Origin of the sequence: Streptomyces sp. NBC_01451, from assembly GCF_036227485.1 — a bacterium.
In the GTDB taxonomy this organism is placed as follows: domain Bacteria; phylum Actinomycetota; class Actinomycetes; order Streptomycetales; family Streptomycetaceae; genus Streptomyces.
In genome coordinates this window covers 8,049,119-8,074,943 of sequence record NZ_CP109479.1, presented here as the reverse complement: position 1 = coordinate 8,074,943, position 25,825 = coordinate 8,049,119, and the positions used below count along the sequence as shown (strand labels likewise).

At 70.5% G+C, this 25,825-nt stretch carries 25 protein-coding genes; 11 read left to right on the top strand and 14 right to left on the bottom strand.

The genetic code is table 11. The features are described from left to right. Nucleotides 1-10 precede the first annotated feature (10 nt). A complete protein-coding gene (locus tag OG595_RS35455; protein WP_053740224.1) occupies nt 11-1,204 on the bottom strand; it encodes an argininosuccinate synthase in 1,194 nt (397 codons plus the stop codon). Between the two features lie 208 nt (nt 1,205-1,412). Here OG595_RS35455 and OG595_RS35450 point away from each other — a divergent pair, with 208 nt between their 5' ends. The 6 genes from OG595_RS35450 to OG595_RS35425 all read left to right on the top strand — a co-directional run bounded on the left by OG595_RS35450 (nt 1,413) and on the right by OG595_RS35425 (nt 7,192). After that, entirely contained in the window at nt 1,413-2,273 is an 861-nt protein-coding gene (locus tag OG595_RS35450; protein ID WP_329279308.1) for a hypothetical protein, read from the top strand. Between the two features lie 135 nt (nt 2,274-2,408). Further along, a complete protein-coding gene (locus OG595_RS35445) occupies nt 2,409-2,996 on the top strand; it encodes a pyridoxamine 5'-phosphate oxidase family protein (RefSeq protein ID WP_329279306.1) in 588 nt (195 codons plus the stop codon). Nucleotides 2,997-2,999: 3 nt separating this feature from the next. Then, complete coding sequence (locus tag OG595_RS35440; RefSeq protein WP_329279304.1) at nt 3,000-3,704, top strand: L,D-transpeptidase family protein; 705 nt, start codon at nt 3,000-3,002, stop codon at nt 3,702-3,704. Between the two features lie 162 nt (nt 3,705-3,866). After that, nucleotides 3,867-5,249, top strand: a complete 1,383-nt coding sequence (locus tag OG595_RS35435) for a ferredoxin reductase family protein (protein ID WP_329279303.1) — start codon at nt 3,867-3,869, stop codon at nt 5,247-5,249. A 19-nt stretch (nt 5,250-5,268) separates the two neighbouring features. Next, the gene (locus tag OG595_RS35430; RefSeq protein ID WP_329279301.1) at nt 5,269-6,411 is read left to right on the top strand and encodes an FMN-binding protein; all 1,143 of its coding nucleotides are present in this window, start codon (nt 5,269-5,271) and stop codon (nt 6,409-6,411) included. 43 nt (nt 6,412-6,454) lie between these two features. Beyond that, on the top strand, nt 6,455-7,192 hold the full coding sequence (locus OG595_RS35425) for an FAD:protein FMN transferase (RefSeq protein WP_329279299.1): 738 nt from the start codon (nt 6,455-6,457) through the stop codon (nt 7,190-7,192). Between the two features lie 66 nt (nt 7,193-7,258). Here the strand turns inward: OG595_RS35425 and OG595_RS35420 are convergent, their stop codons facing one another. From OG595_RS35420 to OG595_RS35395, 6 genes are all read right to left on the bottom strand, one after another. Then, on the bottom strand, nt 7,259-7,795 hold the full coding sequence (locus OG595_RS35420) for an arginine repressor (RefSeq protein WP_329279298.1): 537 nt from the start codon (nt 7,793-7,795) through the stop codon (nt 7,259-7,261). Between the two features lie 21 nt (nt 7,796-7,816). Continuing rightward, on the bottom strand, nt 7,817-9,055 hold the full coding sequence (locus OG595_RS35415; protein WP_329279296.1) for an acetylornithine transaminase: 1,239 nt from the start codon (nt 9,053-9,055) through the stop codon (nt 7,817-7,819). Next, nucleotides 9,052-9,963: an acetylglutamate kinase gene (gene argB / locus OG595_RS35410; protein WP_329279294.1), complete on the bottom strand. Its 912-nt coding sequence runs from the start codon at nt 9,961-9,963 to the stop codon at nt 9,052-9,054. Before argB ends, OG595_RS35415 begins: the two co-directional genes overlap by 4 nt. Continuing rightward, on the bottom strand, nt 9,960-11,111 hold the full coding sequence (argJ, locus tag OG595_RS35405) for a bifunctional glutamate N-acetyltransferase/amino-acid acetyltransferase ArgJ (RefSeq protein WP_329279291.1): 1,152 nt from the start codon (nt 11,109-11,111) through the stop codon (nt 9,960-9,962). The genes argB and argJ overlap by 4 nt, the downstream gene beginning before the upstream one ends. After that, complete coding sequence (gene argC / locus OG595_RS35400; RefSeq protein ID WP_329279290.1) at nt 11,108-12,136, bottom strand: N-acetyl-gamma-glutamyl-phosphate reductase; 1,029 nt, start codon at nt 12,134-12,136, stop codon at nt 11,108-11,110. Before argC ends, argJ begins: the two co-directional genes overlap by 4 nt. A 260-nt stretch (nt 12,137-12,396) precedes the next feature. Further along, nucleotides 12,397-14,874, bottom strand: a complete 2,478-nt coding sequence (locus tag OG595_RS35395) for an alpha-L-arabinofuranosidase C-terminal domain-containing protein (RefSeq protein ID WP_329279288.1) — start codon at nt 14,872-14,874, stop codon at nt 12,397-12,399. Nucleotides 14,875-15,008: 134 nt separating this feature from the next. Here OG595_RS35395 and OG595_RS35390 point away from each other — a divergent pair, with 134 nt between their 5' ends. Next, a complete protein-coding gene (locus OG595_RS35390) occupies nt 15,009-15,473 on the top strand; it encodes a DUF6314 family protein (RefSeq protein WP_329279287.1) in 465 nt (154 codons plus the stop codon). On the opposite strand, the gene OG595_RS35385 is transcribed toward OG595_RS35390, so the two are convergent. The 3 genes from OG595_RS35385 to OG595_RS35375 all read right to left on the bottom strand — a co-directional run bounded on the left by OG595_RS35385 (nt 15,470) and on the right by OG595_RS35375 (nt 18,154). After that, nucleotides 15,470-16,063 (bottom strand): histidine phosphatase family protein, encoded by a 594-nt coding sequence (locus OG595_RS35385; protein WP_329279286.1) that lies wholly within the window; start codon nt 16,061-16,063, stop codon nt 15,470-15,472. The two genes, OG595_RS35390 and OG595_RS35385, sit on opposite strands and share 4 nt — an antisense overlap. Nucleotides 16,064-16,182: 119 nt before the next feature. Then, on the bottom strand, nt 16,183-16,623 hold the full coding sequence (locus OG595_RS35380) for a GNAT family N-acetyltransferase (protein ID WP_329279284.1): 441 nt from the start codon (nt 16,621-16,623) through the stop codon (nt 16,183-16,185). A gap of 94 nt (nt 16,624-16,717) precedes the next feature. Continuing rightward, complete coding sequence (locus tag OG595_RS35375) at nt 16,718-18,154, bottom strand: aminotransferase-like domain-containing protein (protein WP_329279282.1); 1,437 nt, start codon at nt 18,152-18,154, stop codon at nt 16,718-16,720. Here OG595_RS35375 and OG595_RS35370 point away from each other — a divergent pair. Both OG595_RS35370 and OG595_RS35365 read left to right on the top strand, forming a co-directional pair. After that, nucleotides 18,153-19,100 carry a DMT family transporter gene (locus OG595_RS35370; protein WP_329279280.1) on the top strand — a complete coding sequence of 316 codons (948 nt, stop codon included), beginning with the start codon at nt 18,153-18,155 and terminating at the stop codon, nt 19,098-19,100. The two genes, OG595_RS35375 and OG595_RS35370, sit on opposite strands and share 2 nt — an antisense overlap. A gap of 20 nt (nt 19,101-19,120) precedes the next feature. Then, nucleotides 19,121-19,315 carry a DUF1918 domain-containing protein gene (locus tag OG595_RS35365; RefSeq protein ID WP_164315204.1) on the top strand — a complete coding sequence of 65 codons (195 nt, stop codon included), beginning with the start codon at nt 19,121-19,123 and terminating at the stop codon, nt 19,313-19,315. A 28-nt stretch (nt 19,316-19,343) separates the two neighbouring features. On the opposite strand, the gene OG595_RS35360 is transcribed toward OG595_RS35365, so the two are convergent. Beyond that, nucleotides 19,344-20,618: a glycoside hydrolase family 10 protein gene (locus OG595_RS35360; protein ID WP_329279274.1), complete on the bottom strand. Its 1,275-nt coding sequence runs from the start codon at nt 20,616-20,618 to the stop codon at nt 19,344-19,346. A 172-nt stretch (nt 20,619-20,790) separates the two neighbouring features. Here OG595_RS35360 and OG595_RS35355 point away from each other — a divergent pair, with 172 nt between their 5' ends. Together OG595_RS35355 and OG595_RS35350 are read left to right on the top strand one after the other, a co-directional pair. Continuing rightward, nucleotides 20,791-21,708, top strand: coding sequence for a 3-hydroxybutyryl-CoA dehydrogenase (locus OG595_RS35355; RefSeq protein ID WP_329283458.1), 918 nt, complete (start codon nt 20,791-20,793; stop codon nt 21,706-21,708). Nucleotides 21,709-21,903: 195 nt separating this feature from the next. Further along, nucleotides 21,904-22,161, top strand: a complete 258-nt coding sequence (locus tag OG595_RS35350; RefSeq protein WP_329279271.1) for a hypothetical protein — start codon at nt 21,904-21,906, stop codon at nt 22,159-22,161. 16 nt (nt 22,162-22,177) lie between these two features. Here the strand turns inward: OG595_RS35350 and OG595_RS35345 are convergent, their stop codons facing one another. The 3 genes from OG595_RS35345 to OG595_RS35335 form a co-directional block, all read right to left on the bottom strand. Continuing rightward, the gene (locus OG595_RS35345; RefSeq protein WP_329279269.1) at nt 22,178-22,717 is read right to left on the bottom strand and encodes an NUDIX hydrolase; all 540 of its coding nucleotides are present in this window, start codon (nt 22,715-22,717) and stop codon (nt 22,178-22,180) included. Nucleotides 22,718-22,847: 130 nt separating this feature from the next. Next, on the bottom strand, nt 22,848-24,197 hold the full coding sequence (locus OG595_RS35340) for a transcriptional regulator (RefSeq protein WP_329279266.1): 1,350 nt from the start codon (nt 24,195-24,197) through the stop codon (nt 22,848-22,850). A gap of 294 nt (nt 24,198-24,491) precedes the next feature. Beyond that, nucleotides 24,492-25,514, bottom strand: coding sequence for a PP2C family protein-serine/threonine phosphatase (locus tag OG595_RS35335; protein ID WP_329279265.1), 1,023 nt, complete (start codon nt 25,512-25,514; stop codon nt 24,492-24,494). Nucleotides 25,515-25,825 lie beyond the last annotated feature (311 nt).

Sequence of the window (25,825 nt, the reverse complement as noted above, 5' to 3'; positions counted from 1 at the left end):
ACCGTATCGGTTACGCCTGGTCGCGCTTGGCCGCGATCTTCGACGACAGGCTGTAGATGTCGATGAAGCCCTTGGCCGCGGCCTGGTCGAAGGTGTCGCCCGTGTCGTACGTGGCGAGGTTGAAGTCGTAGAGGGACGTGTCCGAGCGCCGGCCCGTGACCACCGCGCGACCGCCGTGCAGGGTCATCCGGACGTCGCCGTTGACGTGCTGGTTGGCCTCGTTGATGAAGCCGTCCAGGGCGCGCTTGAGCGGGGAGAACCACTGGCCGTCGTAGACCAGTTCGCCCCAGCGCTGCTCGACCTGGCGCTTGTAGCGGGCCAGTTCGCGCTCGACCGTGACGTTCTCCAGCTCCTGGTGGGCCGTGATCAGGGCGATCGCGCCCGGAGCCTCGTACACCTCACGGGACTTGATGCCGACGAGACGGTCCTCGACCATGTCGATCCGGCCGATGCCCTGGGCGCCGGCGCGCTCGTTGAGCTGCTGGATCGCCTGGAGGACGGTCACCGGCTTGCCGTCGATGGCGACCGGGACGCCCTCCTTGAAGGAGACGACGACCTCGTCGGCCTCGCGCGGGGTGGCCGGGTTCGAGGTGTACTCGTAGATGTCCTCGATCGGGGCGTTCCAGATGTCCTCCAGGAAGCCCGTCTCGACAGCGCGCCCGAAGACGTTCTGGTCGATGGAGTACGGGGACTTCTTGGTGGTGGCGATCGGGAGCTGCTTCTCCTCGCAGAAGGCGATCGCCTTGTCGCGGGTCATCGCGTAGTCGCGGACCGGGGCGATGCACTTGAGGTCGGGGGCGAGGGCGACGATGCCGGCCTCGAACCGCACCTGGTCGTTGCCCTTGCCGGTGCAGCCGTGGGCGACCGTGGTGGCGCCGTGCTTCTGCGCGGCGGCGACGAGGTGCTTGACGATCGTCGGCCGGGAGAGGGCGGAGACCAGCGGGTAGCGGTCCATGTAGAGGGCGTTGGCCTTGATCGCCGGGAGGCAGTACTCCTCGGCGAACTCGTCCTTGGCGTCCGCGACCTCGGCCTCGACAGCGCCGCAGGCGAGCGCGCGCTTGCGGATGACGTCCAGGTCCTCGCCGCCCTGGCCGACGTCGACCGCAACGGCGATGACCTCGGCGCCCGTCTCCTCGGCGATCCAGCCGATGGCGACGGAGGTGTCCAGACCGCCTGAGTAGGCGAGTACGACGCGCTCGGTCACGGGTTTTCTCCTCACAGTGCATTCGCTGACATGCATGAGTATGCAGGACTCTGCATGGTTCGTCAATCTCGGGAATTTTTCTACGGATCTTTGACGAGCCTTTGAACACGCGAAACCGCTTACCCGTACTCCACGCCAGACGCAGGCGCCGCGTCCGTAAAGCGAGTTGAACCACACAGCCACCCCCTGACCCGAGTGAGGCATCCGCATGTCCAGGGCTCTTCCGAAGTACAACAAGCGTCGTGTGGGCATCATCGGCGGCGCCGCCGCAGTGGCTCTGACCGGTGCGATCGTCGCCGGCTCCGCCCTCGCCGGGGAAACGTCCAAGAGCAACACCACGGTGCAGGCGACCACCAAGGCCGCCGTCCCGACGGTGAACTGCCCGGCGGTCGCGAACAGACTGCCCGCGATCCCCGCGTCGGCGAAGGCCGAGGTCGACCGCAACCTCGCCCTGCTGAACACGCAGATCGCCGAGGCCAACAAGCGCATCGTCGACACCCAGGGCCAGGGCGGCCCCAACTTCATCCAGAACGCGATCACCAACCCGCTCAAGGACAAGCGCGTGGCGACCATCAACCGCATCGCCACCGCCATCGGCCGTACCGCCGCCAAGCCGGTCGGCCTCGACGCGCTGGCGCCCTGCACGCTCAACGCCGCCGGGGTGGCCGCGCCCGCCGCGACACCGACCCAGCAGGCGGGTGGCAACACCGGTAACGCGGGGAACACGGGCAACACCGGGAACACGGGCAACGCGAACGCGGGCAACAACGGCGGCGCCGGCACCATCAGCTGCCCGGACGTGGCCTCGAAGCTGCCCGCGATCCCGGCGTCGGCGCAGGCCGAGGTCACCCGCAACCTCGCCCTGCTGAACACGCAGATCGCGGAGGCGAACACGCGACTCGTGAACACCCAGGGCCAGGGTGGCGCGAACTTCGTCCAGAACGCGATCGTCAGTCCGCTCGAGGGCAAGCGCGCGTCGACCATCGACCGCATCGTCATCTCCATCGGCCGCACCGCCGCCAAGCCAGTCGGCCTCGAATCACTGGCCGACTGCACGTTCACCAAGTGACGTGACACAGGCACTGTGGCCGCCCCGCCGCGAACGCCGGCCGGGGCGGCCTCGGTCCCTGTCCAGTCGCACAACCGTAGACAGATCACCAAAACCCTTAGACGGGCGAATGACTTTCCCCGATAATAGTTAGTCATGGGAAAGACTTACGAGCGCATCGACGGCCGCCTGCGTACGTTCATCGAGGCGCAGCCCCTCTTCTTCACCGCGACCGCCCCGCTGTCCGGCGACGGCACGGTCAACCTCTCCCCCAAGGGCCTCAAGGGCTCCTTCGTGATTCTCGACGAGCTGACCATCGCGTATCTCGACTTCGCGGGCAGCAACGCCGAGACCGTCGCGCATCTGCGCGAGAACGGCCGGATCACGCTCATGTGGTGTGCCTTCGAGGGCCCGCCGAACATCGTCCGCGTGCACGGCCGCGGTGAGCCCGTCTTCCGTGACGACCCGCGCTTCCCCGAACTCCTCGCCCGCTTCCCGGACATCGACGCCACCGCGCACGGCCTGCGCGCGGTCATCGTCGTACGCGCCGAACTCGTCCGGGACAGCTGCGGCTATTCGGTGCCCCTCATGTCGTACGACAGCGACCGCGATCTGCACGCCCGGCGCTTCGAGCGCGAGGACGACGCGTCGCTCAGCGCCTACTTCGAGAAGAAGGACCACATCGCGACGAGCCTGGACGGACTACCGGGGCTGCCGTTGCCGCTCCCGCCCAGTACCGTCTGAGCCATGCGCCCCGGAGCCGCCGTCGTCCTCGCGTCCGCGTCCCTTCTCGTGCTCGCCCCCGGTGCCCCGCCCACGGCCGCGCCGCCGCTGCCCGCCCTGTTGGCCGACACCGGTGGCGGCTCCCAGCTGATCACGGCTCAGGCGCCGCGCGCCGGGGCGACCTCGGGCACGGTCACCTGGTGGAACCTGCGCGACGGGACGTGGACGAAGGCCGGCTCCGCGCCCGCCCGCTTCGGTGCGAACGGGCTCGTCGAGGGCGGCTCCCGAAGACAGGGCACGAACACCACTCCCACCGGGCTGTACGACCTGCCGTACGCCTTCGGAATCAAGGGGGCGCCGACCGGGACCAAGGTCACGTACCGGCCCGTGCGGCAGAACTCCTGGTGGTGCCAGGACAACGACTCGCGCTCCTACAACCGCTGGACCGAGCCCCGCCCCGCCGACTGCCGGGCCGCCGAGTCCGAGCACCTGATCTCGTACACGCGGCAGTACGCGCACGCGTACGTGATCGCCTTCAACTACGCCGAGCCGGTGCGGGAGCGTGGCGCGGGGATCTTCCTGCACGTCAACGGGCGTGCGGCGACGGCCGGCTGTGTGTCGGTGCCGGCCGGGGCGATGCGGGCGATCCTGACGTGGGCCGATCCGGGCCGCCGACCGCACATCGCGATCGGTACGGCGAGCGGGCCGACGGCCATCGTCCGCTACTGAGCACCACCGACTGCGGCCCGGTGCGTGTTACCGGCCGTCACCCCCTTTTAACTGGCATTTAACTGTGGACTTGTCGGGTCTCTGAACACTCGGCGGTCGTGGCACGTATCTGAGGGCCAAGGGGCCAAACCTCTCGACTAGACCCCGTCCCACGGAGGAACCGTGACCACCACGATCCAAGGCGGACGTGCCGCGCGGCGCCAGACGATGCGCCGCATCCGACCCCGCCGCTCCCCCGCCGTCCCGCTGCTGCTCGCCGTAGGGGCGGGCGCGGCCGGAGTGATCTGGCTGTGGTGGAACAACACACCCTCCCTGGCGGACACCACCGCCCAGGTCATCGCGGCGGGCCGGATCACCGGTCTGCTCGCCGGTTACCTGATGGCACTCGTGGTGCTCCAGATGGCCCGGGTGCCCGCGCTGGAGCGCCGGGTCGGGTCGGACCGGGTGGCTCGCTGGCACGCGATGAGCGGCCGGTACACACTCTGCCTGGTCGTGGCGCACGTGGTCCTGATCATGTACGGATACGCCCTCCAGGCCGGGAAGACGTTCGGCGACATCGTCCAGCAGACGGTCGACTCGGTGAACCAGCTGCCCGACATGGGCAAGGCCGCGATCGGCACGGGTCTGCTGGTGTTCATCGGGCTCATCTCCATCGGCCCGGTCCGGCGGATGATCCCGTACGACCTCTGGTACCACGTGCACCTGCTGACGTACGCGGCCACGTTCCTGACGTTCTGGCACCAGCTGTCCACCGGCAACGAGTTCGTCGTCGAGCCGGCCGCGAAGACCGCCTGGTACGCGCTGTACGGCTCGGTGACCGCGCTGGTCCTCTGGTACCGCATCGTCACGCCGATCCGGCTGAACATGCGCCACCGGCTGCGGGTCGAGGCGGTCATCGAGGAGACCCCGGGCATCGTGTCCGTGCTGATGAGCGGACGGAAGCTGCACCGGATGGGCGCGGAGGCGGGCCAGTTCTTCCGCTGGCGCTTCCTGGCCCCCGGTATGCGGTTCAGCTCGCACCCGTACTCCCTGTCGGCGGCCCCCCGCCCCAACATGCTGCGCATCACCGTGAAGGCGATCGGCGACCACAGCTCGGCCCTGCGCGAGCTGGAGCCCGGCACCCGGGTGTGGGCCGAGGGCCCGTACGGCGCCCTGACCGCCTCCAAGCGCAGCCAGGGCAAGGTGCTGCTGGTGGCCGGCGGGGTCGGCATCACCCCGATGCGCGCCCTGTTCGAGACCCTGCCCGGCGCGGCGGGCGACCTGACCCTTCTCTACCGGGCCAACAGCACCCAGGACCTGGCCCTGTGGGACGAGCTGGCGACCATCGCCAACGAGCGCGGCGCCCGTCTCATGTACGCGGTGAACAGCCCCGACGGAGAGCGCCCGGACATCTCGCCCGAGTCGCTGCGCCGGAAGCTGCCGGACATCGACGACCACGACGTCTTCCTGTGCGGGCCACCCGGCTTCGCGCAGGGTGTGTACGAGGCATTGCGCGGCGCGGGTGTTCCGGCGCGCCGCATCCACCACGAGTCGTTCGAGATGTGAGCGACGGGAGCCAGGAGCGATGAAGAAGAGTCACCCCTTTCGGCGCGTCATGCTGGCGAGCGCCGCCACAGTCTCCGGAATCGTGCTGCTGCTGACGCTGAAACCGACGTCGGACCCCGGGGGCGCGCAGGCTGCCGGCGCCCTGCCTCAGCAGACGGCGGCGGCGCAGGAGTCGGCCCAGGGCGGCGCGGCGGCCAAGGACGGCACCTTCACCGGCGACACCGTCCAGACCCAGTACGGGCCGGTCCAGGTCCGCGTCACGGTGAGCGGCGGCAAGATCACCAAGGCGGAGGCGATCCAGCAGCCCAAGGGCGGCCAGAGCGACCAGATCTCCGGCAACGCGATCCCCAAGCTCAACCAGGAAGCCGTCGCGGCCGGCACCAGCGGCAGTATCGACGCGGTCTCCGGCGCCAGCTACACCAGCGCGGGTTACGGGAAGTCGCTCCAGTCCGCCCTGGACAAGGCCAGCGCGGGTGCGGGTACGGGCGCCACCGGTGGCGGCGCCGCGGCCCAGGCCGCCACGGTCACCGGCGACGCGGTCGACACCCAGTACGGCCAGGTCCAGGTCCGGATCACGGTGAGCGGCGGCAAGATCACCAAGGCGGAGGCGGTGAAGGCCCCGTCCGGCGGCCAGAGCACCACGATCTCCGGCGACGCGATCCCCAAGCTCAACCAGGAAGCGGTCGCCGCCGGCACCGCGGACATCGACGCGATCTCGGGCGCCAGCTACACCAGCGCGGGCTACAAGAAGTCGCTCCAGTCCGCCCTGGACAAGGTTCCCGCCGCGGAACCGGCCAAGGAAACGGGCGCGGGCACGGCTTCGGCCTCCCCGACAACCGGCTCGGCAGCCGGCTCGGGTGCCGCGGCGGGCGGGGCGACCTCCGACGGAGGCGGCACGTACACCGGAAGCGTGGTCCAGACGGAGTACGGCCCGGTGCAGGTCCGGGTCACGCTCACCAAGGGCAGGATCACCTCGGCGTCCGCGGTCCAGGCGCCCAGCGGCGGCCGGAGCGACCAGGTCTCCGCGGACGCCATCCCCAAGCTCAACCAGGAGGCGGTGACCGCGGGCGACGGCGACATCGACGCGGTGTCCGGCGCCAGTTACACCAGCGCCGGGTACAAGAAGTCCCTCCAGTCGGCCCTGGACCAGGCCGGTGGTTGATCCCGTGGAAGCTCCCGTCGCGGTGCGTCATGCGGAGGAGGTCATGGGGACCGTCTTCTCTTTTGACGTCCGCGGCGGGGACCCCCGTGCGGTCCAGGTGGCGCTGGCAGCGGCGATCGCCGGACTGCACAAGGTCAACGAAGTGTTCAGCACCTATCGCGAGGACAGCCAGATCTCCCGGCTCGCCCGCGGCGAGATCTCCGTCGCCGACTGCGACCCGGAGGTCGCCGAGGTGCTCGACCTGTGCACCGAGGCGGAGCGGGTCAGCGAGGGGTGGTTCAGCCACACCTACCAGGGGCAGATCGACCCGACGGGCCTGGTCAAGGGCTGGGCGGCGGAACGCGCGGCCAGAACCCTGATGGCGGCCGGGGCGAGCGGCGTCAGCGTCAACGGCGCCGGGGACGTCCAGCTGTGCGGTGCGCCCGGGCCCCAACGCCCTTGGCGGGTAGGGGTGTCGGACCCGCTGCGCCCGGGCGGCCTGGCGGCCGTGGTCTCGGCGGCGGGCACCGACGAACTGGCGGTGGCCACCTCCGGCACGGCGGAACGCGGCACCCACATCGTCGACCCCCGCACCCGCAAGTCCGCGGTGACGGACCTGGTGGCGGTGACGGTCGTGGCCCCGAGACTGACCTGGGCGGACGCCTGGGCGACAGCGGCCTTCGCGATGGGGTCGAGGCAGGCGCTGAGCTGGCTGGAGTCGCTGCCGGACGTGGAGGCGTTGCTGATCACGGCGGGCGACGAGGTCAGATGCACCGGGGGACTCGCGAGAAGGCTGGGCTGAAGGCCTTCAGGGGCGCGGGGAACTGCGCGACCAGCCACAACGGACCCGCACCCACAACCCAACCGCTCAATGGTTCTTCTGAGCCAACGCCAGCAAATGATCAGCCAGCGCCTGCCCACCCACGGGATCCCGGCTGATCAGCATCAACGTGTCGTCCCCGGCGATCGTCCCGAGGATGTCGTGCAGCTCGGCCTGGTCGATCGCCGACGCCAGGAACTGCGCGGCCCCCGGAGGGGTCCGCAGGACCACGAGATTCGCAGAGGCCTCAGCGGAGATCAGCAGCTCCGCGGACAGCCGCCGCATCCGCTCCTCCTTCGCCGACTCCCCCAGCGGAGCACGAGGCGTACGGAACCCGCCCTCGCTCGGCACCGCGTAGATGAGGTCGCCGTCGTTGTTGCGGATCTTCACCGCGTTCAGCTCGTCCAGGTCCCTGGACAGCGTCGCCTGCGTGACGGTCAGCCCGTCGTCCGCGAGCAGCTTCGCCAACTGACTCTGCGACCGCACCGGTTGCCGGTTGAGGATGTCCACGATCCGGCGGTGGCGTGCGGTGCGGGTCTGCGGTACGGCAGGCCCCGCGTGCTCGTGATCCTGCGCCTGCGTCATCGTCGTCGTCTCATTCCCCGGCTAGTCCTTCCCGTCAACGGCAACCGCGTCGAGAACTCCGGGAAGTGCCTGGAGGAACGCGTCCACTTCGGCGTCACCGATGTTCAGCGGCGGCATCAGCCGTACGACATCGGGAGCGGGCGCGTTCACCAGGAACCCGGCGTCCTGAGCCGCCTGCTGCACCTGGGGCGCGAGGGGCTCGTTGAGCACGATACCCAGGAGAAGTCCCGCGCCCCGGACATAATCGATCAACGGGTGGCCCGCACCCTCGATTCCGTCCCGCAACCTCTCGCTCTGCCGCTTGACGTTCTCCAGCAACCCCTCGTTCTCGATGGTGTCGAGTACGGCGAGTCCGGCGGCGCAGGCGACCGGGTTGCCACCGAACGTCGTGCCGTGCTGGCCGGGCTGGAGCAGGTCGGCGGCGCGGCCGAAGGCGACGGTCGCGCCGAGGGGCAGTCCGCCGCCGAGACCCTTGGCGAGGGTGACGACGTCGGGCAGGACGCCCTCGTGGGCCTGGTACTCGAACCAGTGTCCGGTACGGCCGACGCCGGTCTGCACCTCGTCGAGGACGAGCAGGGCGCCGGTCGCGGCGGTGATGGCGCGCGCGGCCTTCAGATAACCGGCGGGCGGGACGACAACGCCGTTCTCGCCCTGGACGGGCTCGATGATCACGAGGGCGGTCTCGTCGGTGACGGCGGCGGCCAGCGCCTGTGCGTCGCCGTACGGGACGTACGTGACGTCACCGGGCAGCGGCACGAAGGGCTCCCGCTTTCCGGGCTGGCCGGTGAGCGCGAGGGCACCCATGGTCCGCCCGTGGAAGCCGCCCTCGGTGGACACCATGTGGCTGCGTCCGGTCAGCCGGCCGATCTTGAAGGCGCCCTCGTTGGCCTCGGCGCCCGAGTTGCAGAAGAACACCTTGCCGCTCCGGCCGAAGCGCTGGAGCAGCCGTTCGGCGAGCGCGACGGGCGGTTCGGCGACGAAGAGGTTGGAGACATGGCCGAGGGAGGCGATCTGGGTGGACACCGCCTCGACGATCGCCGGGTGGGCGTGGCCGAGCGCGTTGACGGCGATGCCGCCGACGAAGTCGACGTACGCCTTGCCGTCGGCGTCCCACACCGTGCTGCCCGCGCCGCGGACGAGGGGCAGCCGGGGGGTTCCGTAGTTGTTCATGAGCGCGCCCTGCCAGCGCGCGGTCAGTTCCTGATTGGCGCTCTCGGCGCTCAGTTCCTGACTGGCGTCCAGCTCCTGGCCGGCGTTCATGCGGCGTCCCCTTCTTCCTCCGCATCGGGCACGACCATCGTGCCGATGCCCTCGTCCGTGAAGATCTCCAGCAGGATCGAGTGCTGGACCCGGCCGTCGATGACGCGGGCGGTGTTCACGCCGTTGCGCACGGCGTGCAGGCAGCCCTCCATCTTCGGCACCATCCCGGAGCTCAACTCCGGGAGCAGCTTCTCCAGTTGGGAAGCGGTGAGGCGGCTGATCACCTCGTCGGAGTTGGGCCAGTCCTCGTAGAGGCCCTCGACGTCCGTGAGGACCATGAGGGTTTCGGCGCCAAGAGCAGCAGCGAGTGCCGCAGCCGCCGTATCAGCATTGACGTTGTAGACATGTCCGTCGTCCTGGCTACGGGCGATCGACGAGACGACCGGGATTCGGCCGTCGGCGAGCAGTGCCTCGATCGCGCCCGTGTCGATCGCGGTGATCTCGCCCACCCGCCCGATGTCGACCAACTCCCCGTCGATCTCGGGCAGATGCTTGGTGGCGGTGATGGTGTGCGCGTCCTCGCCCGTCAGCCCGACGGCGAGCGGCCCGTGCTGGTTCAGCAGCCCGACCAGCTCCCGCTGGACCTGCCCGGCCAGCACCATGCGTACGACGTCCATGGCGTCCTCGGTGGTGACCCTGAGGCCCGCCTTGAACTCGCTGATGATGCCGTGCCGGTCGAGGGCGGCGCTGATCTGCGGGCCACCGCCGTGCACGACGACGGGCTTGAGGCCGGCCTGGCGCAGGAAGACGACGTCCTGGGCGAAGGCGTCCTTCAACTCGTCGTTCACCATGGCGTTTCCGCCGAACTTGATGACGACGACCTTGCCGTTGTGACGGGTCAGCCAGGGCAGTGCTTCGATGAGGATCCTGGCCTTGGGCAGGGCGGTGTGCTTGCGAGTAGTGCTCATGAAGAGTACGCGCTGTTCTCGTGGACGTAGTCCGCGGTGAGGTCGTTGGTCCAGATGGTGGCGGTCTCGGTGCCGGCGGCGAGGTCGGCGACGATGTGGACCTCCCGGTAGCGCATGTCGACCTTGTCGCGGTCCTCGCCGACGCCGCCGTTCTTGCAGACCCAGACGCCGTTGATGGCGACGTTGAGCTGGTCGGGCTCGAAGGCGGCCCGGGTCGTGCCGATGGCGGAGAGGACGCGGCCCCAGTTGGGGTCCTCGCCGTGGATGGCGCACTTGAGGAGATTGTTGCGGGCGATGGAGCGGCCCACCTCGACGGCGTCGTCCTCGCTGGCCGCGTTCACGACCTCGACCTTGATGTCCTTGCTGGCGCCCTCGGCGTCCCGGACGAGCTGCTGCCCGAGGTCGTCGCAGACGGCCCGGACGGCCTCCGCGAACTCGCCCTGTTCCGGCGTGACCTGAGAGGCCCCGGAGGCGAGCAGCAGCACGGTGTCGTTGGTGGACATGCAGCCGTCGGAGTCGACGCGGTCGAAGGTGGTGCGGGTGGCGGCGCGGAGCGCGCTGTCCAGGTGCTCGCTGTCGACATCCGCGTCCGTCGTGAGGACGACGAGCATGGTGGCGAGGCCGGGAGCGAGCATGCCCGCGCCCTTGGCCATGCCGCCCACGGTCCAGCCGCCCCTGCTGACGACGGCCGTCTTGTGGACGGAGTCGGTGGTCTTGATGGCGATGGCCGCCTTCTCGCCGCCGTGTGCGGAGAGTTGACCGGCGGCGGTCTCGACTCCCGCCAGCAGCTTGTCCATCGGCAGGAGCAGTCCGATGAGCCCGGTGGAGGCGACCGCGACCTCCCCGGCGTTCAGGCCGAGGGTGTCCGCGACCTTCTCGGCGGTGGCGTGGGTGTCCTGGAAGCCCTTCGGGCCCGTACAGGCGTTGGCGCCACCGGAGTTGAGGACGACGGCGGAGACGATGCCGCCCTTCAGCACCTGCTCGGACCACAGCACCGGTGCGGCCTTGACGCGGTTGGAGGTGAAGACGCCGGCGGCGGCCAGGCGGGGCCCGTTGTTGACCACGAGGGCCAGGTCCGGGTTGCCGTTCTCCTTGATCCCGGCGGCGATTCCGGCCGCCGTGAACCCCTGTGCTGCCGTGACACTCACGGTGCGACTCCGATCGTGGAAAGCCCGGTGGTCTCGTCGAGCCCGAGGGCGATGTTCATGCTCTGGACGGCACCGCCCGCGGTGCCCTTGGTCAGGTTGTCGATGGCGCTGATCGCGATGATGCGGCGCACGGACTCGTCGTACGCGACCTGCACCTGAACGGCGTTGGAACCGTGGACGGACGCCGTGGCGGGCCACTGCCCCTCCGGGAGGAGGTGCACGAACGGCTCGTCGGCGAACGCCTTCTCGTAGGCGGCGCGCACGGACTCGGCGGTGACGCCGGGCCGGGCGGCGGCGGTGCAGGTGGCGAGGATGCCGCGGGACATGGGGGCGAGGGTGGGCGTGAACGAGACGGCTACCGGCGAGCCCGCCGCGCCGCTGAGGTTCTGGACGATCTCGGGCGTGTGCCGGTGGCCGCCGCCGACCCCGTACGGGGACATGGACCCCATGACCTCGCTGCCGAGCAGGTGCGTCTTGGCCGCCTTGCCCGCGCCGGAGGTCCCGGACGCGGCGACGATCACGGCCTCGGCCCCGGCGAGGCCGGCGGCGTACGCCGGGAAGAGGGCGAGCGAGACGGCGGTCGGATAGCAACCGGGCACCGCGACGCGCTTGGACCCCTCCAGCGCGGCGCGGGCACCCGGCAGTTCGGGGAGGCCGTAGGGCCAGGTCCCGGCGTGTGCGGAGCCGTAGAACCTCTCCCAGTCGGCCGCGTCGTGGAGCCGGAAGTCGGCGCCCATGTCGACGACGAGGACATCCGGTCCGAGCTGCTCGGCGACGGCGGCGGACTGCCCGTGCGGCAGCGCGAGGAAGACGACGTCGTGTCCGGCGAGGACTTCGGGGGTGGTCTCCTGGAGTACACGGCCGGCCAGCGGCAGCAGATGCGGCTGCAGTGCGCCGAGCCGCTGTCCGGCGTTGGAGTTGCCGGTCAGGGCGCCGATCTCCACCTCGGGGTGGACCAGGAGCAGACGCAGCAGTTCCCCGCCCGCGTATCCACTCGCCCCGGCCACCGCCACACGTACCGCCATGGAACCCTCCTCCTTGATGGCATGACTATACGTTTCGCTGCACGTTTATGCAATATGGTGGATCAGTATGCGGCGCCGCGCAGGCCGGAGCGGACGCTGTGTCGATCATGCCCATGGCACGATCATGGCTGCGCGTGAGGACTTTCTCCAGTCCGGGCGGGGGTCCGCTTCGAGTGGGGTGGCTGAACCCGGTACGGGCAGCCCAGGCACCGTCCGGTACCCGGGCCGCCCGTCCGGTCAGCCCCTCTCCGCTCCCCTCGTCACCCCTTCTTGATCCGCAGGAAGGTGACGGAGTTCGCCGGGAACGTGTACGTGAACTTCCTCGCGACGCCCGTGAACGTCGACCTCACCGGCGCGACCGGTGTCGCCGTCTCGCTGTTCACCGCGTCCGGTGCGGCGGCCAGCGTCGTGACCGCGGCCCTGGACCCGACCTTCACCCTGCCGAGGTCGATCGCCGTACGGGCCTGCGCCGCCTGGGCGTTGACGACCTTGACGATCAGGTCCCCCGTCTTCGCGTCCTTCGTGACGATCTGGCGGAACGGCTCGGCCGGCTTGTCGTCGGTGAAGCCGCCCCACTCCTGGCCGTCGAGGTAGAGGGTGACCTGCCGGCCCCGCACCTTGACGTCGATGTCGTACGCGCGACCCGTCTCGATCGAGCCGGCCTTGGACACGAGCGTCGACTTGCCGCCGTCCGTGGCCTGTTCGACGGCGGACAGGGTGTTGTTCCAGCCGCCCAGGTTCCACCAGTAGTAGTTCCCGGTGTCCTTGACACCGAAGGCGACGAGGAAGCCCTCCCTGCCGGACTTCTTGGTGGCCTTCACATGCAGGTCGTAGTCGTGCCAGGCGGGGTCGCCCGCGGAGACCATCGTGTTCTCGGCGGCGACGTCCGTCTGCACGTACTGCCCGTCCTGGACCGCCCAACTCCCGCCGCCCGTATGGGTCCACCGGGAGGCGTCACCCGAGAAGTCGTCGCTCAGCAGCGCCGTGCCGTCCGCGCCGGTGACCTTCACGTCGTCGTACGCCGCCGTGGTGGCCCACGTCGACAGCCCGACGGCGCCCGCGATCGGACCGCTCACCGAGGGCGTGCCGGTGGCGGTGGTGGGCACCACGCGGTCGCCGACGTTGTTCATGAACAGCTTCTGCACCTCGTACGAGGGCGAGCCCCAGGACGCGTGGTTGTTGAACCAGATCATGTCCGGGCGCCACTGCACGTAGTCCTCGTTGGAGAGCAGCGGGGCGTACGAGGCGAGCTTGACGACGTCCGCGTTGCGCTCCAGCCCGGTCATGAACGCGGCCTCGGAGAGGGCGTTCTTGAAGGTGTTGCCGCCGGAGGCGTACTCGCCGAGGAAGACCTTGGGGCCGTTCCTGTCGTACGAGTCGTAGCGGTCGTTGTTCTGGAGGAACCAGTTCGTGCTGTTGTAGTAGTGCTCGTCGACCATGTCGACGTTCGCGTCCCGGTTGAGCTTCCAGGCGGTGTCGAAGGTCGAACCACTGTCGTCCGGGCCGGAGTTGGAGATGACGGTGATGTCCGGGTACTCGGCCTCGATCGCGGTCCGGAACTCCGTGAAGCGGGCGAAGAACTCGTTGGGCAGGTTCTCCTCGTTGCCCACCTCTATGTGGGTGAGACGGAAGGGCTCGGGATGGCCCATCCGCGCCCGCTTGCGCCCCCACTCGCTGGTCACCGGCCCGTTGGCGAACTCGATGAGGTCGAGGGTGTCCTGCACGTGCCGCTTGAGGAGCGCCTCGTCGACCACGGCCCTGTTCTGCCCGCAGCCGGTGACCAGTGCCGGGACGACGGGCAGCGGCATCGCGCCGATGTCCTCGGAGAACTGGAAGTACTCGTAGTAGCCGAGTCCGTAACTCTGGTTGTAGCCCCAGAAGTTGGAGTTGGTCGCGCGCTGCTCGACCGGCCCGACGGTGTCCTTCCACTGGTACGAGCGCTGGCGCGCCCAGTCGGACGCCTCGCTGTAGTCCTCCATGGAGCCGGTGTTGACCAGGCAGCCGCCCGGGAAGCGGACGAAGCCGGGGTCGAGCGCGGCGATCTTCTCGGCGAGGTCCGTGCGCAGCCCGTGCCCCTTGAATGTGTCCCGGGGCAGCAGCGAAACCATGTCCAGGGCTACGGGGCCGTCCGTGGCGACCGTCAGCCGTCCGGCGGTGCTGGAGCGGGTCGCGGTGAACCGCGCCCGGTACTTGGCCCAGCCGCCCTTCACCGCGACCTGACGGACCTCGGCGAGGGCACCCTCGGCGTCGGCGAGGGACAGGGTGAGCGCGTCGGCCTGGTCGGCGCGGGCCCAGACGGAGAAGTCGTACTTCCTGCCGCTCTCGACCCTGATCCCGGTGTTGTAGCCGGAGTTGGTGACGGACGAGCCGGCATCCAGGGAGAGGTAGGTGCGGTTGCGGGCGTTCAGGCGCCCGTCGACGTTCCGGGTCACCGCCGTACCGCCGACGGTCCAGGAGGTGAGGGGCGTGTACGAGCGGTTGTCCGCGGTGGAGTACTCGAAGGACCGGTTCTGCACGAGTTCGGCGTACAGGCCGCCGTCGGCGGCGCGGTTGATGTCCTCGAAGAAGACGCCGTACATCGTGTCGTCGATCCTGGCGCCCTTGGTGGCCGGGTCCACGGTGATGGCGTAGTCGGTGACGTCCTCGGCGGCGGCCGGGACGGGGACGACCGCCGAGGCCACCAGGAGTGCGGTGGTGGCCGTAAGGCCTAGTCTCCAGCGGGTGCTTGTGCGTGACATGGATACTCCGCGGCTCTGTCGATACAGTTCGGGATACCGGACAACGATCAGCACTTCGAACGGCAACATAGGTATGTGACTGGAGTGCGTCAATGGGGCGTGCGGCAACCCGAGGGTTCGGAGAGGGGGGCGGGGTGGGCGAGTTCCGGCCAGTGCCTGATGCGCTGCGGTATCTGGCGGGGAACTGGCGGCTGGAACGGTCTGTCCGGGATCGCGCGAGCGCGGACGAAGGGGCCTTCACCGGCACCGCGACGTTCAGCCCGTTGCACGGAGGGTGCCGAGGTGCCCTGCTGCACCACGAGTCCGGCACCTTCGTGTGGCAGGGCACCGCCCGCCCCGCCGAGCGGACGCTCCACTTCCTCCCGGGAGCCGCCCCGGGCACGGCGGACGTACGTTTCGCGGACGGCCGCCCGTTCCACGGCCTGGACCTGACCTCGGGCCGATGGGTGACCGACCACCCCTGCGCGGCCGATCTCTACCGAGGCGAGTTCACGGTCCTCGACGCCGACCGCTGGCGGACGGTGTGGCGGGTGGCGGGCCCCGCCAAGGACCTCGTCCTCAGCACCGACTACACACGCGACGCCCCACCGGGCGGCTAGCCACGCGCCGGCTGAGGGAGCGCGCCCTCGAAGCGCAGGTTCCAGCGGCCCGTACGGCCCGTGACGACGGTCGTCGACAAGGGGCGGACGTCGAGGTTCCAGTAGGTCGAGGGCGGTGCCTTGAGCGCGTAGACGAGGGCGGCCCGGACGACCGACGGCTCGGCCACGGCGACGATCCGGCCGTTGTCGTCGGCGGGCCGGGTGTCGAGCCAGCCGCCGACGCGCGAGATGAAGTCGCGCAGCGACTCACCACCGTGGGGCGTGGCGCTCGGATCGGCGAGCCAGGCGTCCACGGACTCGGGCTCCCGGGCCATCGCCTCACCGAGGGTGAGGCCGCGCCACCGGCCCATGTCACAGTCCCGCAGGGCCAGCTGGACGAGGGGCCCGTAGCCGAGCGCGTCACCGGTGGCCCGGCTGCGGGGAGTCGGCGAGCAGTAGCGCAGCTCGGCCGCCGCCAGCGGCACCAGGTCCTGGGCGGCGCGCTGCACCTCTTCCCAGCCCGCCTGGTCCAGCGGCCGGTCGTCGTCGAAGCGCTCGGCGAGCAGCGGGGAGCTGCGCGCGGCGGCGACGAACGTGACCCGAAGTTGCATGCGGCGATGGTGGGCCGGGAGAGAACGCAGGTCAAGAGGTGTTACTGAGGAGTTATCGAGGTTGCGCGCCGATCGCCCCCAAACCTTCACAGGGGCTTTACGCCCGCTCCACGAGGACTTCACTCGAAGTGGAGCGCCATCCAGCGGTCGGGCTTGTCGAGCGGCCGGAATCCGATCTTCTCGTAGACGCCGTGCGCGTCGTGCGTGGCGAGCAGGATGCGGCGCACCCCGAGCGCCCCGAGATGATCGCGCACCTCGCGCACCATCGCCGTACCGACGCCCGTGCCCCGCACCGACGGGTCCACGTACACATCGCACAGCCACGCGAACAGCCCCTGGTCCGTCACCACGCGCGCGTACGCCACCTGCTCCCCCGAAGTCACCGCGTACACCCCGAAGTTGAGCGAGTGCGGGATCACCTCGTCGAACTTCTCCCGGGGCCGGTCCAGCGCCCAGTAGGCGTCGGTCGACAGCCACCGGTGAACACGCTCGACATCGACCCGGGCGGGGTCGACGGAGATCTCGTAGCCCTCGGGGAGGGCGGGCACGTCGTCGCTCATGCCGGGAGGTTCCCCCGCGCCGGCCCACCGTGTCGAACCGTTTTCCACGGCCGGCCCCATGCCGGACCTCACGCCGGGGCCCACCTCGGAGCCCTCATCGGAGCACCTCGTCGCAGGCTGTACGCAGCCTCCGCACCCCTTCTCCGATCTCCTCCGCCCCGGCCACCGCCGCGAAGCTCAACCGCACGTGCGCGGCCGGGGGTTCGGCGCTGAAGTAGGGGCGGCCGGGGGTGATCGCGACGCCCGCCCGCAGGGCCGCCGCGACGAGTGCCGAGTCGTCGGTGCCGTCGGGGAGGCGGAGCCAGAGGTGGTAGCCGCCCGAGGGGATGTGGGGCAGGGACAGTTGGGGAAGGGTGCTCAGCAGCGCGGATGTCATGGCGTCCCGGCGGATCCTCAACTCCGCCGACACCGTCCGGAGATGGCGGGGCCAGGCCGGTGAGCCCACGAGTTCCAGGGCCGCCTCCTGCAACGGCCTCGGGACGAAGAAGGTGTCGACGATCTGGATGGCGCGCAGCCGTTCCAGTACCGGGCCCCGGGCCGCGAGCGCGCTCACCCGGAAGCTCGGCGAGGTCGCCTTGGTGAGCGAGCCGACGTGGACGACCACACCGTCGGGGTCCTCCGCCGCGAGCGGACGCGGCAGCGGCGCCGCGTCCTCGTGCACCAGCCGCCGTACGAAGTCGTCCTCGATCACGAAGGCCCCGGCCTCGCGGGCGATCCGCAGCACCTCCGCGCGCCGCCGCGGCGCGAGCACGGCCCCGGTCGGGTTCTGGAACAGCGGCTGGCAGACGAACACCCGGGCGCCGGTCGCCCGGAACGCGTCGGCCAGCAGCGGCGGACGCACCCCGTCCGCGTCGACCGGGACCGGCACCGGGCGCAGACCGGCCGCGCGGGCGATCGCCAGCATGCCGGGGTAGGTGGGCGACTCGACCAGCACCGGGGCGCCGGGCGGCGCGAGGGCGCGCAGGGCTGTCGTCAGGGCCGCCTGGCCGCCCGCCGTGATCAGCACCTCGGCTGCCGTGACGGCACCGCCGATGCCCCGCGCGAACCACTCGCGCAGCTCGGGCAGCCCGTCCAGGGGCGGCCGTCCCCACGCACCGGGCCGGCGTCCGGCACGCGACAGGGCCGCCGCCATCGCGCGCTCCGGCTGGAGGGAGGGATGCAGATAGCCGCCGTTGAACTCGATCACACCGGGCGGCGGCGCGGCCAGCGAGACGACGACACCGGCGGCGTCCACCGTGCGCGGTACGAGGTCGGCGGCGCCGTCCGCGCTCAGGGCGACCTCCTGCCAGGAGGTGTCCCCGGCGGGGGCGGACGCGGGGCGGGCCTCCGCGCGGTACGCGCCCGCCCCCGGGCGGGTCACGACCAGGCCCTCGGCGGCCAGTTGCGCGAGCGCCCGGGAGACGGTCACCGGGCTCACCCGGAAGCGTTCCACCAGTACCCGGCTCGACGGCAGCTTTCCACCGGGAGAGTAGCGGTTCACCTCCTGTCGCAGCCGATTCGCCAGTTCACCGACACTGCTACGCTCTTGCATGAGAGCATACGATAGCGCTACCGCACCGAAGCCGATAGCGGTCAGCAGGCCGGCGGAAGCCCCGGGCCGGCCGGCCCCGCGGTCGCTGTCCCGCCGCGCCGGGACCCTCCAGGCCGCCCTCGGTGTCACCGCCTTCTCGCTCACCTTCCCGGCCACCGCCTGGGGACTTCAGGGCTTCGGCCCCTGGTCGCTGGTGGCCGTGCGGTCCGTACTGGCCGCGGTCATCGCGGGTGGCTGCCTGCTGGCGCTGCGCGTGCCGCTGCCCGCCCGCCGCCACTGGGCGGGGCTCGCGGTCGTCGCCGCCGGGGTCGTCGTGGGGTTTCCGCTCCTGACCACGCTCGCCCTTCGGACGTCGACCACCGCGCACGCCGCCGTCGTGGTCGGCCTGCTGCCGCTGACGACGGCCCTGTGCTCGGCGCTGCGCATGGGCACCCGCCCCTCGCGCACCTTCTGGGCGGCGGCCCTGGCAGGCGCGGCGGCCGTTCTCGCGTTCACCGTCCAGCAGAGCGGCGGCGCCCTGACCAGCGCGGACGCCTACCTCTTCGGCGCCCTGGTGGTCTGCGCGGCCGGCTACACCGAGGGTGGCCGGCTGGCCCGGATCATGCCGGGCTGGCAGGTCATCGGCTGGGCGCTGGTGCTGTGCCTGCCGCTCACGGTGCCCGCCGCCGCGCTGGCACTGTCGTACGAGCCCGTGCGGCTCACCGCGCACAGCGTGGTCGGGCTGCTGTGGGTGGCGGCGGGGTCACAGTTCCTCGGCCTGGTCGTCTGGTACCGGGGCATGGCGGCGATCGGTGTTCCGAAGGCCAGCCAGTTGCAGTTGGCGCAGCCCCTGCTCACACTGGTGTGGTCGGTCCTGCTGCTGGGCGAGCAGCTGACGCCGGCCGCTCCGCTGACGGCGGCGGCCGTGCTCGTCTGTATCGCCGTCACCCAGCGGGCCCGTGGCTGAAGCCGAGAGGAGACCCGCAGATGCGCGCAACCGTGGGCGACCAGCTTGTCCAGCACGGCAGAGTGGTCGGCCAGCACGACCAGGTCACAGAAGTCGTCGAGGTCATGGGCCAGGAGGGCACTCCCCCGTACCGCGTCCGATTCCCGGACGGGCACGAGGCAGTGATGTCCCCCGGCCCCGACTGCCAGGTCCGCCACAAGGGCGAGGACCGTTAGAGACCGACCGTTCGACTACCGCTGAACATCAGCGCGGGGGCATCGCCGGCTGCTGATAGTGGTCGGCGACCACTCGCGCCATGGCCCCGATCCGGTCGGCGCCCACCTCCTTGGCGGAGAAGAAGACGTGCCCCTTCGCCTCGGGATAGCCCTGGGCGAGGGTCAGGTGCCGGGACAGCTCGGCGGCGTCCTGCCAGGCCGCGGGCTGCGCCGGGTCGCCCGCCTTGTACAGCGCCTCACCGACGTACAGCTTCGTCCCGGTACCCTTCGCGACCCCCGCCCACCAGGGCAGCAGCTTGCCGTAGTCGGCGGCGGCGAAGCCGATGTTCCAGTAGATCTGCGGGCAGATGTAGTCGATCCAGTTCTGCCGCACCCATTTCCTGGTGTCCGCGTACAGGTCGTCGTACGTCTGCACACCCGCCCGGGTGTCCGAGCCGAGCGGGTCGGTCGCCGCGTTGCGCCACACGCCGAAGGGGCTGATCCCGAAGTCGGCGCCGGGGCGTACGGCCTTGATGCGGGCGGCTGTCTCCTGGACCAGTCTGTCGATGTTGTCGCGCCGCCAGGACGCCCGGTCGGGGAAGGCGCCGCCGTACTTCGCGTACTCGGCGTCGTCATCGAAGGTCTGGCCGGCGACCGGGTACGGGTAGAAGTAGTCGTCCCAGTGGACGCCGTCGATGTCGTACTTGCGCACCGCGTCGAGCATGGCGTCCTGGACGAAGCGGCGGACCTCGGGCAGACCCGGGTTGTAGTACAGCTTGCCGCCGTACGGCACCACCCAGTCCGGATGCCTGCGCGCCGGGTGGGAGGCGATGAGCTTGCTGGGGTCGGTGTGGTTGGCGACGCGGTACGGGTTGAACCAGGCGTGGAGTTCGAGACCGCGGGCGTGCGCCTCCCGGACCGCCGTGCCCAGCGGGTCCCAGCCGGGGTCCTTGCCCTGCGTTCCGGTGAGGACCTGCGACCAGGGCTCGTACGGCGAGGGCCACAGGGCGTCCGCGGTCGGGCGGACCTGGAAGAACACCGCGTTGAGACGGCGGCTCACCGCCGTGTCGAGGTGGGTGATCAGCTCCGCGCGCTGCTGGGCGGCGGTCAGTCCCTGCTTCGACGGCCAGTCCCGGTTGGCGACCGTCGCCAGCCACATGCCCCGCAGTTCACGCGTCGTCCGCCTGCCCTTGCCGTTGGACCGGCTCGGCTCCGCACCGGCCAGTGCGGCTCCCGCCACCGCCCCGCCCGCCACGAGCGTCGACAGGGCGGTCACCGCGAACGCCCGCCGTGACATGCGCGCGTGCCGCGCCTTCCCACTCATTCCCGTACCTCCGATATGTGCCGTGTCGGACAAGTCACAGACCGTCCGCACCCGTCCCGGGCCACACTCCCATGTGAGGCCCGGACAATTGGGCAATGGCCGCCGCAGGTAACGTGCAGGTTTGGCGCAGGCTCCGGGCGGACGGAAGACCCCGGACGACGGCGGGCCCGCGATGGCCGGACGGCCACTGAGACCGACCAGTGAAAGGGACGATGTGACGGACAGCCCAGCGGGAGAGATCTCGCGCGTCGGAGTTGTGGGCTGCGGCCAGATGGGAGCGGGCATCGCCGAGGTGTGCGCCCGTTCCGGGCTGGACGTGAAGGTCGCCGAGACCACCGGCGAAGCACTGGAGTTCGGCCGCACCCGGCTGTTCAACTCCCTTTCCAAGGCGGCCGAACGCGGCAAGATCACCGAGGAGGAGCGGGACGGGACGCTGGCGCGGCTCAGCTTCACCACCGACCTCGGCGAGTTCGCCGACCGCGACCTGGTGATCGAGGCCGTCGTCGAGAACGAGCAGGTGAAGACCGAGATCTTCCAGGTGCTCGACCAGGTGGTGACCCGCCCGGACGCGATCCTCGCCTCCAACACCTCCTCGATCCCCCTGGTGAAGCTGGCCGTCGCCACCTCCCGGCCCGACCAGGTCGTCGGCATCCACTTCTTCAACCCGGCCCCGGTGCAGAGGCTCGTCGAGCTGATCCCGGCGCTCACCACCTCCGAGGGCACCCTCGCCCGCGCCCAGCTGTTCGCCGAGAAGGCCCTCGGCAAGCACGCGATCCGCGCCCAGGACCGCTCGGGCTTCGTGGTGAACGCCCTGCTGATCCCGTACCTGCTCTCCGCGATCCGGATGTTCGAGTCGGGCATGGCCAGCCGCGAGGACATCGACAACGGCATGGAGATGGGCTGCGCCCACCCGATGGGCCCCCTGAAGCTCTCCGACCTGATCGGCCTGGACACGGTCGCCTCGGTCGCGTTCAGCATGTACGAGGAGTACAAGGAGCCGCTGTACGCCGCTCCCCCGCTGCTCCAGCGCATGGTCGACGCGGGCCGGCTGGGCCGGAAGTCGGGCTCGGGCTTCTACACCTACCCGTAGGGACATCACCCAGCGTCACGTCAGGGCATTGCGCGGGCCCGGCACTCTTCGGAGTGCCGGGCCCGCGGCATTCACACACCGTGTGCGCGCCGGACGCGCATATGCCGCTCGCACACTCTCCCCACGCGCCCACCAGGCGAGTTGACTCATCATGCACATTCAAGGGATGTGACCACTACGGAAAGGAGCGGACAAGTGACCGCCGATCCCGAACATCCCACGGCCCATGGAGAACTCGCAGAGTTACGCCGCCGCCTCGATGTCGCGTACGCACGCGTCGAGGGAGGGCTGGCCCTGCTCAGCCATCGCACGAAGGAGACGGACAAGGAAGTCGACGACCTGAGCACACGCGTCGTCCACCTCGAACACGGCCGATGGCCCCTGCCGGCCGTCGCGGCCCTCACCGCCCTCGGGGCGCTGGCCGTGACGGTCTGGCAGGTCCTCGGACGCTGAGCGTGTCCCAGGCGTCCTAGGTGTCCTGGCCGAGCCTGAGATGGTGCAACAGCAGTAGCGCGGCCGCCATGTTGGCGGCCGGGACCTCCCCGCGGGCGACCATGTCGGGGACGAGTTTGAGGGGGATCCACTCCCGGCGGTCCGACTCGAAGTCGTCCACGGGGTGGCCGATGTACTCGCCCTCCTCGGCCCAGTAGATGTGGTGCCGGGCGTCGGTGAGCCCGTTGGACGGCTCGACGCTCATGAGATGCCGCAGTGGTCCCGGTCGCCAGCCCGTCTCCTCCTCCAGTTCCCTGGCCGCCGCGAAGGCGATGTCCTCGCCGTCCTCCACGACACCGGCCGCCAGTTCCCATCCCCAGCTGTCGGTGATGAACCGGTGCCGCCACAGCAGAAGCACCTCGTTGGCCTCGTTCACCACCGTGGCCACGGCGACGGGCCTCAGCCGTATCAGGAAGTGGTCGAGATGCCGCCCGTCCGGCAGCTCGACATCTGCGAGATTGACCCTGAACCAGCGGTTTTCATACACAGTTTGTTCGTTCTGTTTCGTCCACTGCACGGTTCTGCCACCTTCCGCCGAGTAGATGGCAATATGGCAGCAGGAGCGTTCTGACAGCAGGCGCACAGAATGCGAGTCGGCGCGCGGGTACCCGGGAACCCGCGCGCCAAAGGTGCCTGCCGAAGGGTGTCTAGAGCGGTACGCGCAGGGCGCCGTCGATCAGTTCGGCTGCCTCGGCCGTGCCCGCGCAGCCGTTGCGCACCAGGTGTTCGCGTACCGCCCGGAGTCTGTCACGCAGCCGCTGGGACTCCATTCCGCGTGCCTGCTCGGCCATCTGCACCGCGGTGGCCACCGCCTTGTCGGCGTTGCCCCGGCGCAGTTCGATCTGGCTGAGCATGGCGAGCCGGTGCACTCTGCCCCGGTCGTGCGCCGGGGTGTCCACCGCGGCCGTGGCGTGCTCCCCCGCCGCCGCCAGATCACCGAGGAACAGCAGCGCCTCCGCCACCTGCACGTTGACCAGCCCCGGCTGGACATAGCCGGTTTCGTCGGGCTCGTAACCGCGCCGGATGCGTTCGGCGGCCTGCTCGGCCCGTCGGATGCAGGACAGCGCACTGCTGCCGTCGCCCAGGTGTGCGTACGCCTTGGCCTGCATCGCGTAGAGGTCGGAGGCGAGCGCCGGTGTGATGTGCTTGCCCGCGGCGCGCAGCGCGGCCTCCGCGAAGGCGACGGCCTGCCGGAACTCCCGCATGAACAGCGCCTGGTTGACCAGCAGCCCGATGACGTACGCCCCGAGTCCCTGGTCCCCGCTGGCCTTTGCCAGCCGCAGCGCCTGGTGGAAGTAGCGCTGGGCGAGCCCATGGGCGTCGGAGTCGTACGCGCAGATCCCGGCGATCGCCACCAACCCGCCGGTGGCACGGTGGAGTTGGCGGCCGGTGGCGTCGGTGTAGCTGCCGCGCAGCAGGGGCGCGGTCTCGGCGTTCAGGAAGCCGACGATCCGGGTGCGGGTCGCGACGCCGCCGGCCTTGCGGTACATCTGCTCGTAGTGGGCGCGGGCCGAGCGGAGCATCTCGATGTCGGCCATGCTGACCCGGTGCCTGCCGCCGCGCGACACGTCGACGTCCTCGGGCGGGTTCTCCCACTCCCACACCGGCATCACGGCGGGCGTGCCGGTGACGGCGGGGGCGCCGAGGATGTGCGGGCGCTGCTGTTCGTCGGAGCGCCACAGCGCGGTCGCCCGCTCGACGAACCCGGACAGCGAGGTACCGGCCGAGCCGAGCGGACCGGCGGTGTCGCCCTGTACCCCGAGGCCGATGTCGTCGAGTCTGACCGGCCTGTGCAGCCGGGCGGCGAGCACCTCGCAGATCAGGTCGGGCACCTGGCCGCGCGGGCGCTGTCCCTTCAACCATCGTGCCACAGCGGTGTGTTCGTACCTCAGGGCCAGGCCCCGCGCCCGGCCCGCCTGGTTCACATGGGCGGCGAGTCCCGCATGCGAGATGCCCGCCTCGTCGAGGATCGCGTCGAGCAGGGTGTTGGGCTGCATGGATGCCCTCCGGTGGCTCGGTGCCGACGGCGCACCTACCGTGACCGTCAGCGTAGTGTGTCCGGCTTCACACGGGGTGTGATCGAAGCACGCGAATTCGTAGCGTGTGCACGCTGTCGCGGAGAGTTCCCGTCCGGTTGACTGAAATGCCTCGCAAGAGGCCGCCGGGCCGCCGGCTCCCCCTCGTACAGTGCGGCGGCTCGGCCCGTCGGGCAGGGGTGACCTCGGTCGCGGGTTGCCCGCGGGTGCGTCGCAGCCGGCCGCGCAGTTCACCGCGTCCCTGGAGGCTGCGACTCAGGTGACTTGATGGGCCACCGGATGCTCCTGCTGCTGCCGTGGGACATGACTGCGGTCGTTGCGCAGCACAAGCACCGCCACGTCGTCGGCCGGGGAGCCGTTGGTGTGGCGCAGCAGTCGGGCGAAGACGGCCCCCAACACCGCCTGCGGCGAGACCGGTTGGGTGCGGACCGCCTCCGCCAGGACAGCCGGGAGGGGAAAGAACCGGCCATGAGCGTCGCGGGCGTCCTCGACTCCGTCCGTGTGGAGCAACAGGGCCTCGCCGGGCAGCAGTTGGCCACAGTGTTCGGCGGAGAGCTCGGCCGGCAGGGGGAACGGGCCCAGCGGGGGCAGCGGTTCGCCGGCCGTGAGTACGTCGGCACGGCCGCCGCTGAGCAGATACGGCGACGGATGACCGCAGTTGAAGGCGCGTACCTCGCCGTCCCCGTGGATCTCCAGGAGCAGTACCGTCACGAACTCCTCGGCGGCCGGACTGTCGGGGTCCAGCACGGCCGAGGGCCCCGCCGAGGGGTGTTCGGCGCGTGCCCGCTCGTCCAGATGCCTGCCCAGCGCCCGCTCCAACCGCCGCAGTACGCTGCCGAGTTCTGCCTCGTCGTGCACGGCCTCACGGAAGCTGCCGAGGACGGCGGCGACGGTTCCGATGGCGCCGATGCCGTGTCCGCGCACATCACCCATCACGACCCGTACGCCGTACTCGGTGGCGATGACCTCGTACAGGTCCCCGCCGATCACGGCACCCCGGTCGGCGGACAGCTGGGCGGCGGCGACCCGCAGACCGTCGATGCGCTGCGGCAGCGGACGCAGCAGCACGCTCTGTGCCGCCCCGGCGACCTGCCGGGCCAGTCTCAACTCGCGCAGGAGCGCCCGGCGGACGTGGAGTACGAGCCCGGTCCCGACGGCGAAGAAGACGGCGCTGGTGATGATCCGCGCGCCCAGCCCGGTCTGCTGGGCGATCGGACAGGCCAGCTTGTACGTGATCGCCGTGGCACCCCACGCCGTGGGCAGCGCGATCGAGAGCATCCGCCGCAGGGGGCGCCGCTCGTCTCGCCCGGTGGCCCGCCGTTCGGGCGGCCGACGCCGCCGCCGGCAGCGTGGTCCCGCTCCCCCGATCCGGAATCTGCACCCGCGCCCCACGAACGCGGCCCGCAGCCGCCCCGACCGGAGCCGAGCCCCGCAGGAAACCCCAGCCTTGATACGGATCATGCCGATGGCCCCCCAGTCAGGCCCTGACAACGCAAATCGGACCGGCCTCGAAAGACCGGTCCGATTCTGTCGACCACATGCCCCGAAGGGACCAGATCGCCCCAACTTGTCACTCGAATGAGTGAGGT

Bases quoted from the DNA above. Each gene is read 5' to 3' on its own strand.
- OG595_RS35450 (WP_329279308.1), top strand. From the start codon at position 1,413: ATGTCCAGGGCTCTTCCGAAGTACAACAAGCGTCGTGTGGGCATCATC.
- OG595_RS35445 (WP_329279306.1), top strand. From the start codon at position 2,409: ATGGGAAAGACTTACGAGCGCATCGACGGCCGCCTGCGTACGTTCATC.
- OG595_RS35440 (WP_329279304.1), top strand. From the start codon at position 3,000: ATGCGCCCCGGAGCCGCCGTCGTCCTCGCGTCCGCGTCCCTTCTCGTG.
- OG595_RS35430 (WP_329279301.1), top strand. From the start codon at position 5,269: ATGAAGAAGAGTCACCCCTTTCGGCGCGTCATGCTGGCGAGCGCCGCC.
- OG595_RS35425 (WP_329279299.1), top strand. From the start codon at position 6,455: ATGGGGACCGTCTTCTCTTTTGACGTCCGCGGCGGGGACCCCCGTGCG.
- OG595_RS35420 (WP_329279298.1), bottom strand. From the start codon at position 7,795: ATGACGCAGGCGCAGGATCACGAGCACGCGGGGCCTGCCGTACCGCAG.
- OG595_RS35415 (WP_329279296.1), bottom strand. From the start codon at position 9,055: ATGAACGCCGGCCAGGAGCTGGACGCCAGTCAGGAACTGAGCGCCGAG.
- argB (WP_329279294.1), bottom strand. From the start codon at position 9,963: ATGAGCACTACTCGCAAGCACACCGCCCTGCCCAAGGCCAGGATCCTC.
- argC (WP_329279290.1), bottom strand. From the start codon at position 12,136: ATGGCGGTACGTGTGGCGGTGGCCGGGGCGAGTGGATACGCGGGCGGG.
- OG595_RS35395 (WP_329279288.1), bottom strand. From the start codon at position 14,874: ATGTCACGCACAAGCACCCGCTGGAGACTAGGCCTTACGGCCACCACC.
- OG595_RS35385 (WP_329279286.1), bottom strand. From the start codon at position 16,063: ATGCAACTTCGGGTCACGTTCGTCGCCGCCGCGCGCAGCTCCCCGCTG.
- OG595_RS35380 (WP_329279284.1), bottom strand. From the start codon at position 16,623: ATGAGCGACGACGTGCCCGCCCTCCCCGAGGGCTACGAGATCTCCGTC.
- OG595_RS35370 (WP_329279280.1), top strand. From the start codon at position 18,153: ATGAGAGCATACGATAGCGCTACCGCACCGAAGCCGATAGCGGTCAGC.
- OG595_RS35375 (WP_329279282.1), bottom strand. From the start codon at position 18,154: ATGCAAGAGCGTAGCAGTGTCGGTGAACTGGCGAATCGGCTGCGACAG.
- OG595_RS35365 (WP_164315204.1), top strand. From the start codon at position 19,121: ATGCGCGCAACCGTGGGCGACCAGCTTGTCCAGCACGGCAGAGTGGTC.
- OG595_RS35360 (WP_329279274.1), bottom strand. From the start codon at position 20,618: ATGAGTGGGAAGGCGCGGCACGCGCGCATGTCACGGCGGGCGTTCGCG.
- OG595_RS35355 (WP_329283458.1), top strand. From the start codon at position 20,791: ATGGCCGGACGGCCACTGAGACCGACCAGTGAAAGGGACGATGTGACG.
- OG595_RS35340 (WP_329279266.1), bottom strand. From the start codon at position 24,197: ATGCAGCCCAACACCCTGCTCGACGCGATCCTCGACGAGGCGGGCATC.
- OG595_RS35335 (WP_329279265.1), bottom strand. From the start codon at position 25,514: ATGCTCTCGATCGCGCTGCCCACGGCGTGGGGTGCCACGGCGATCACG.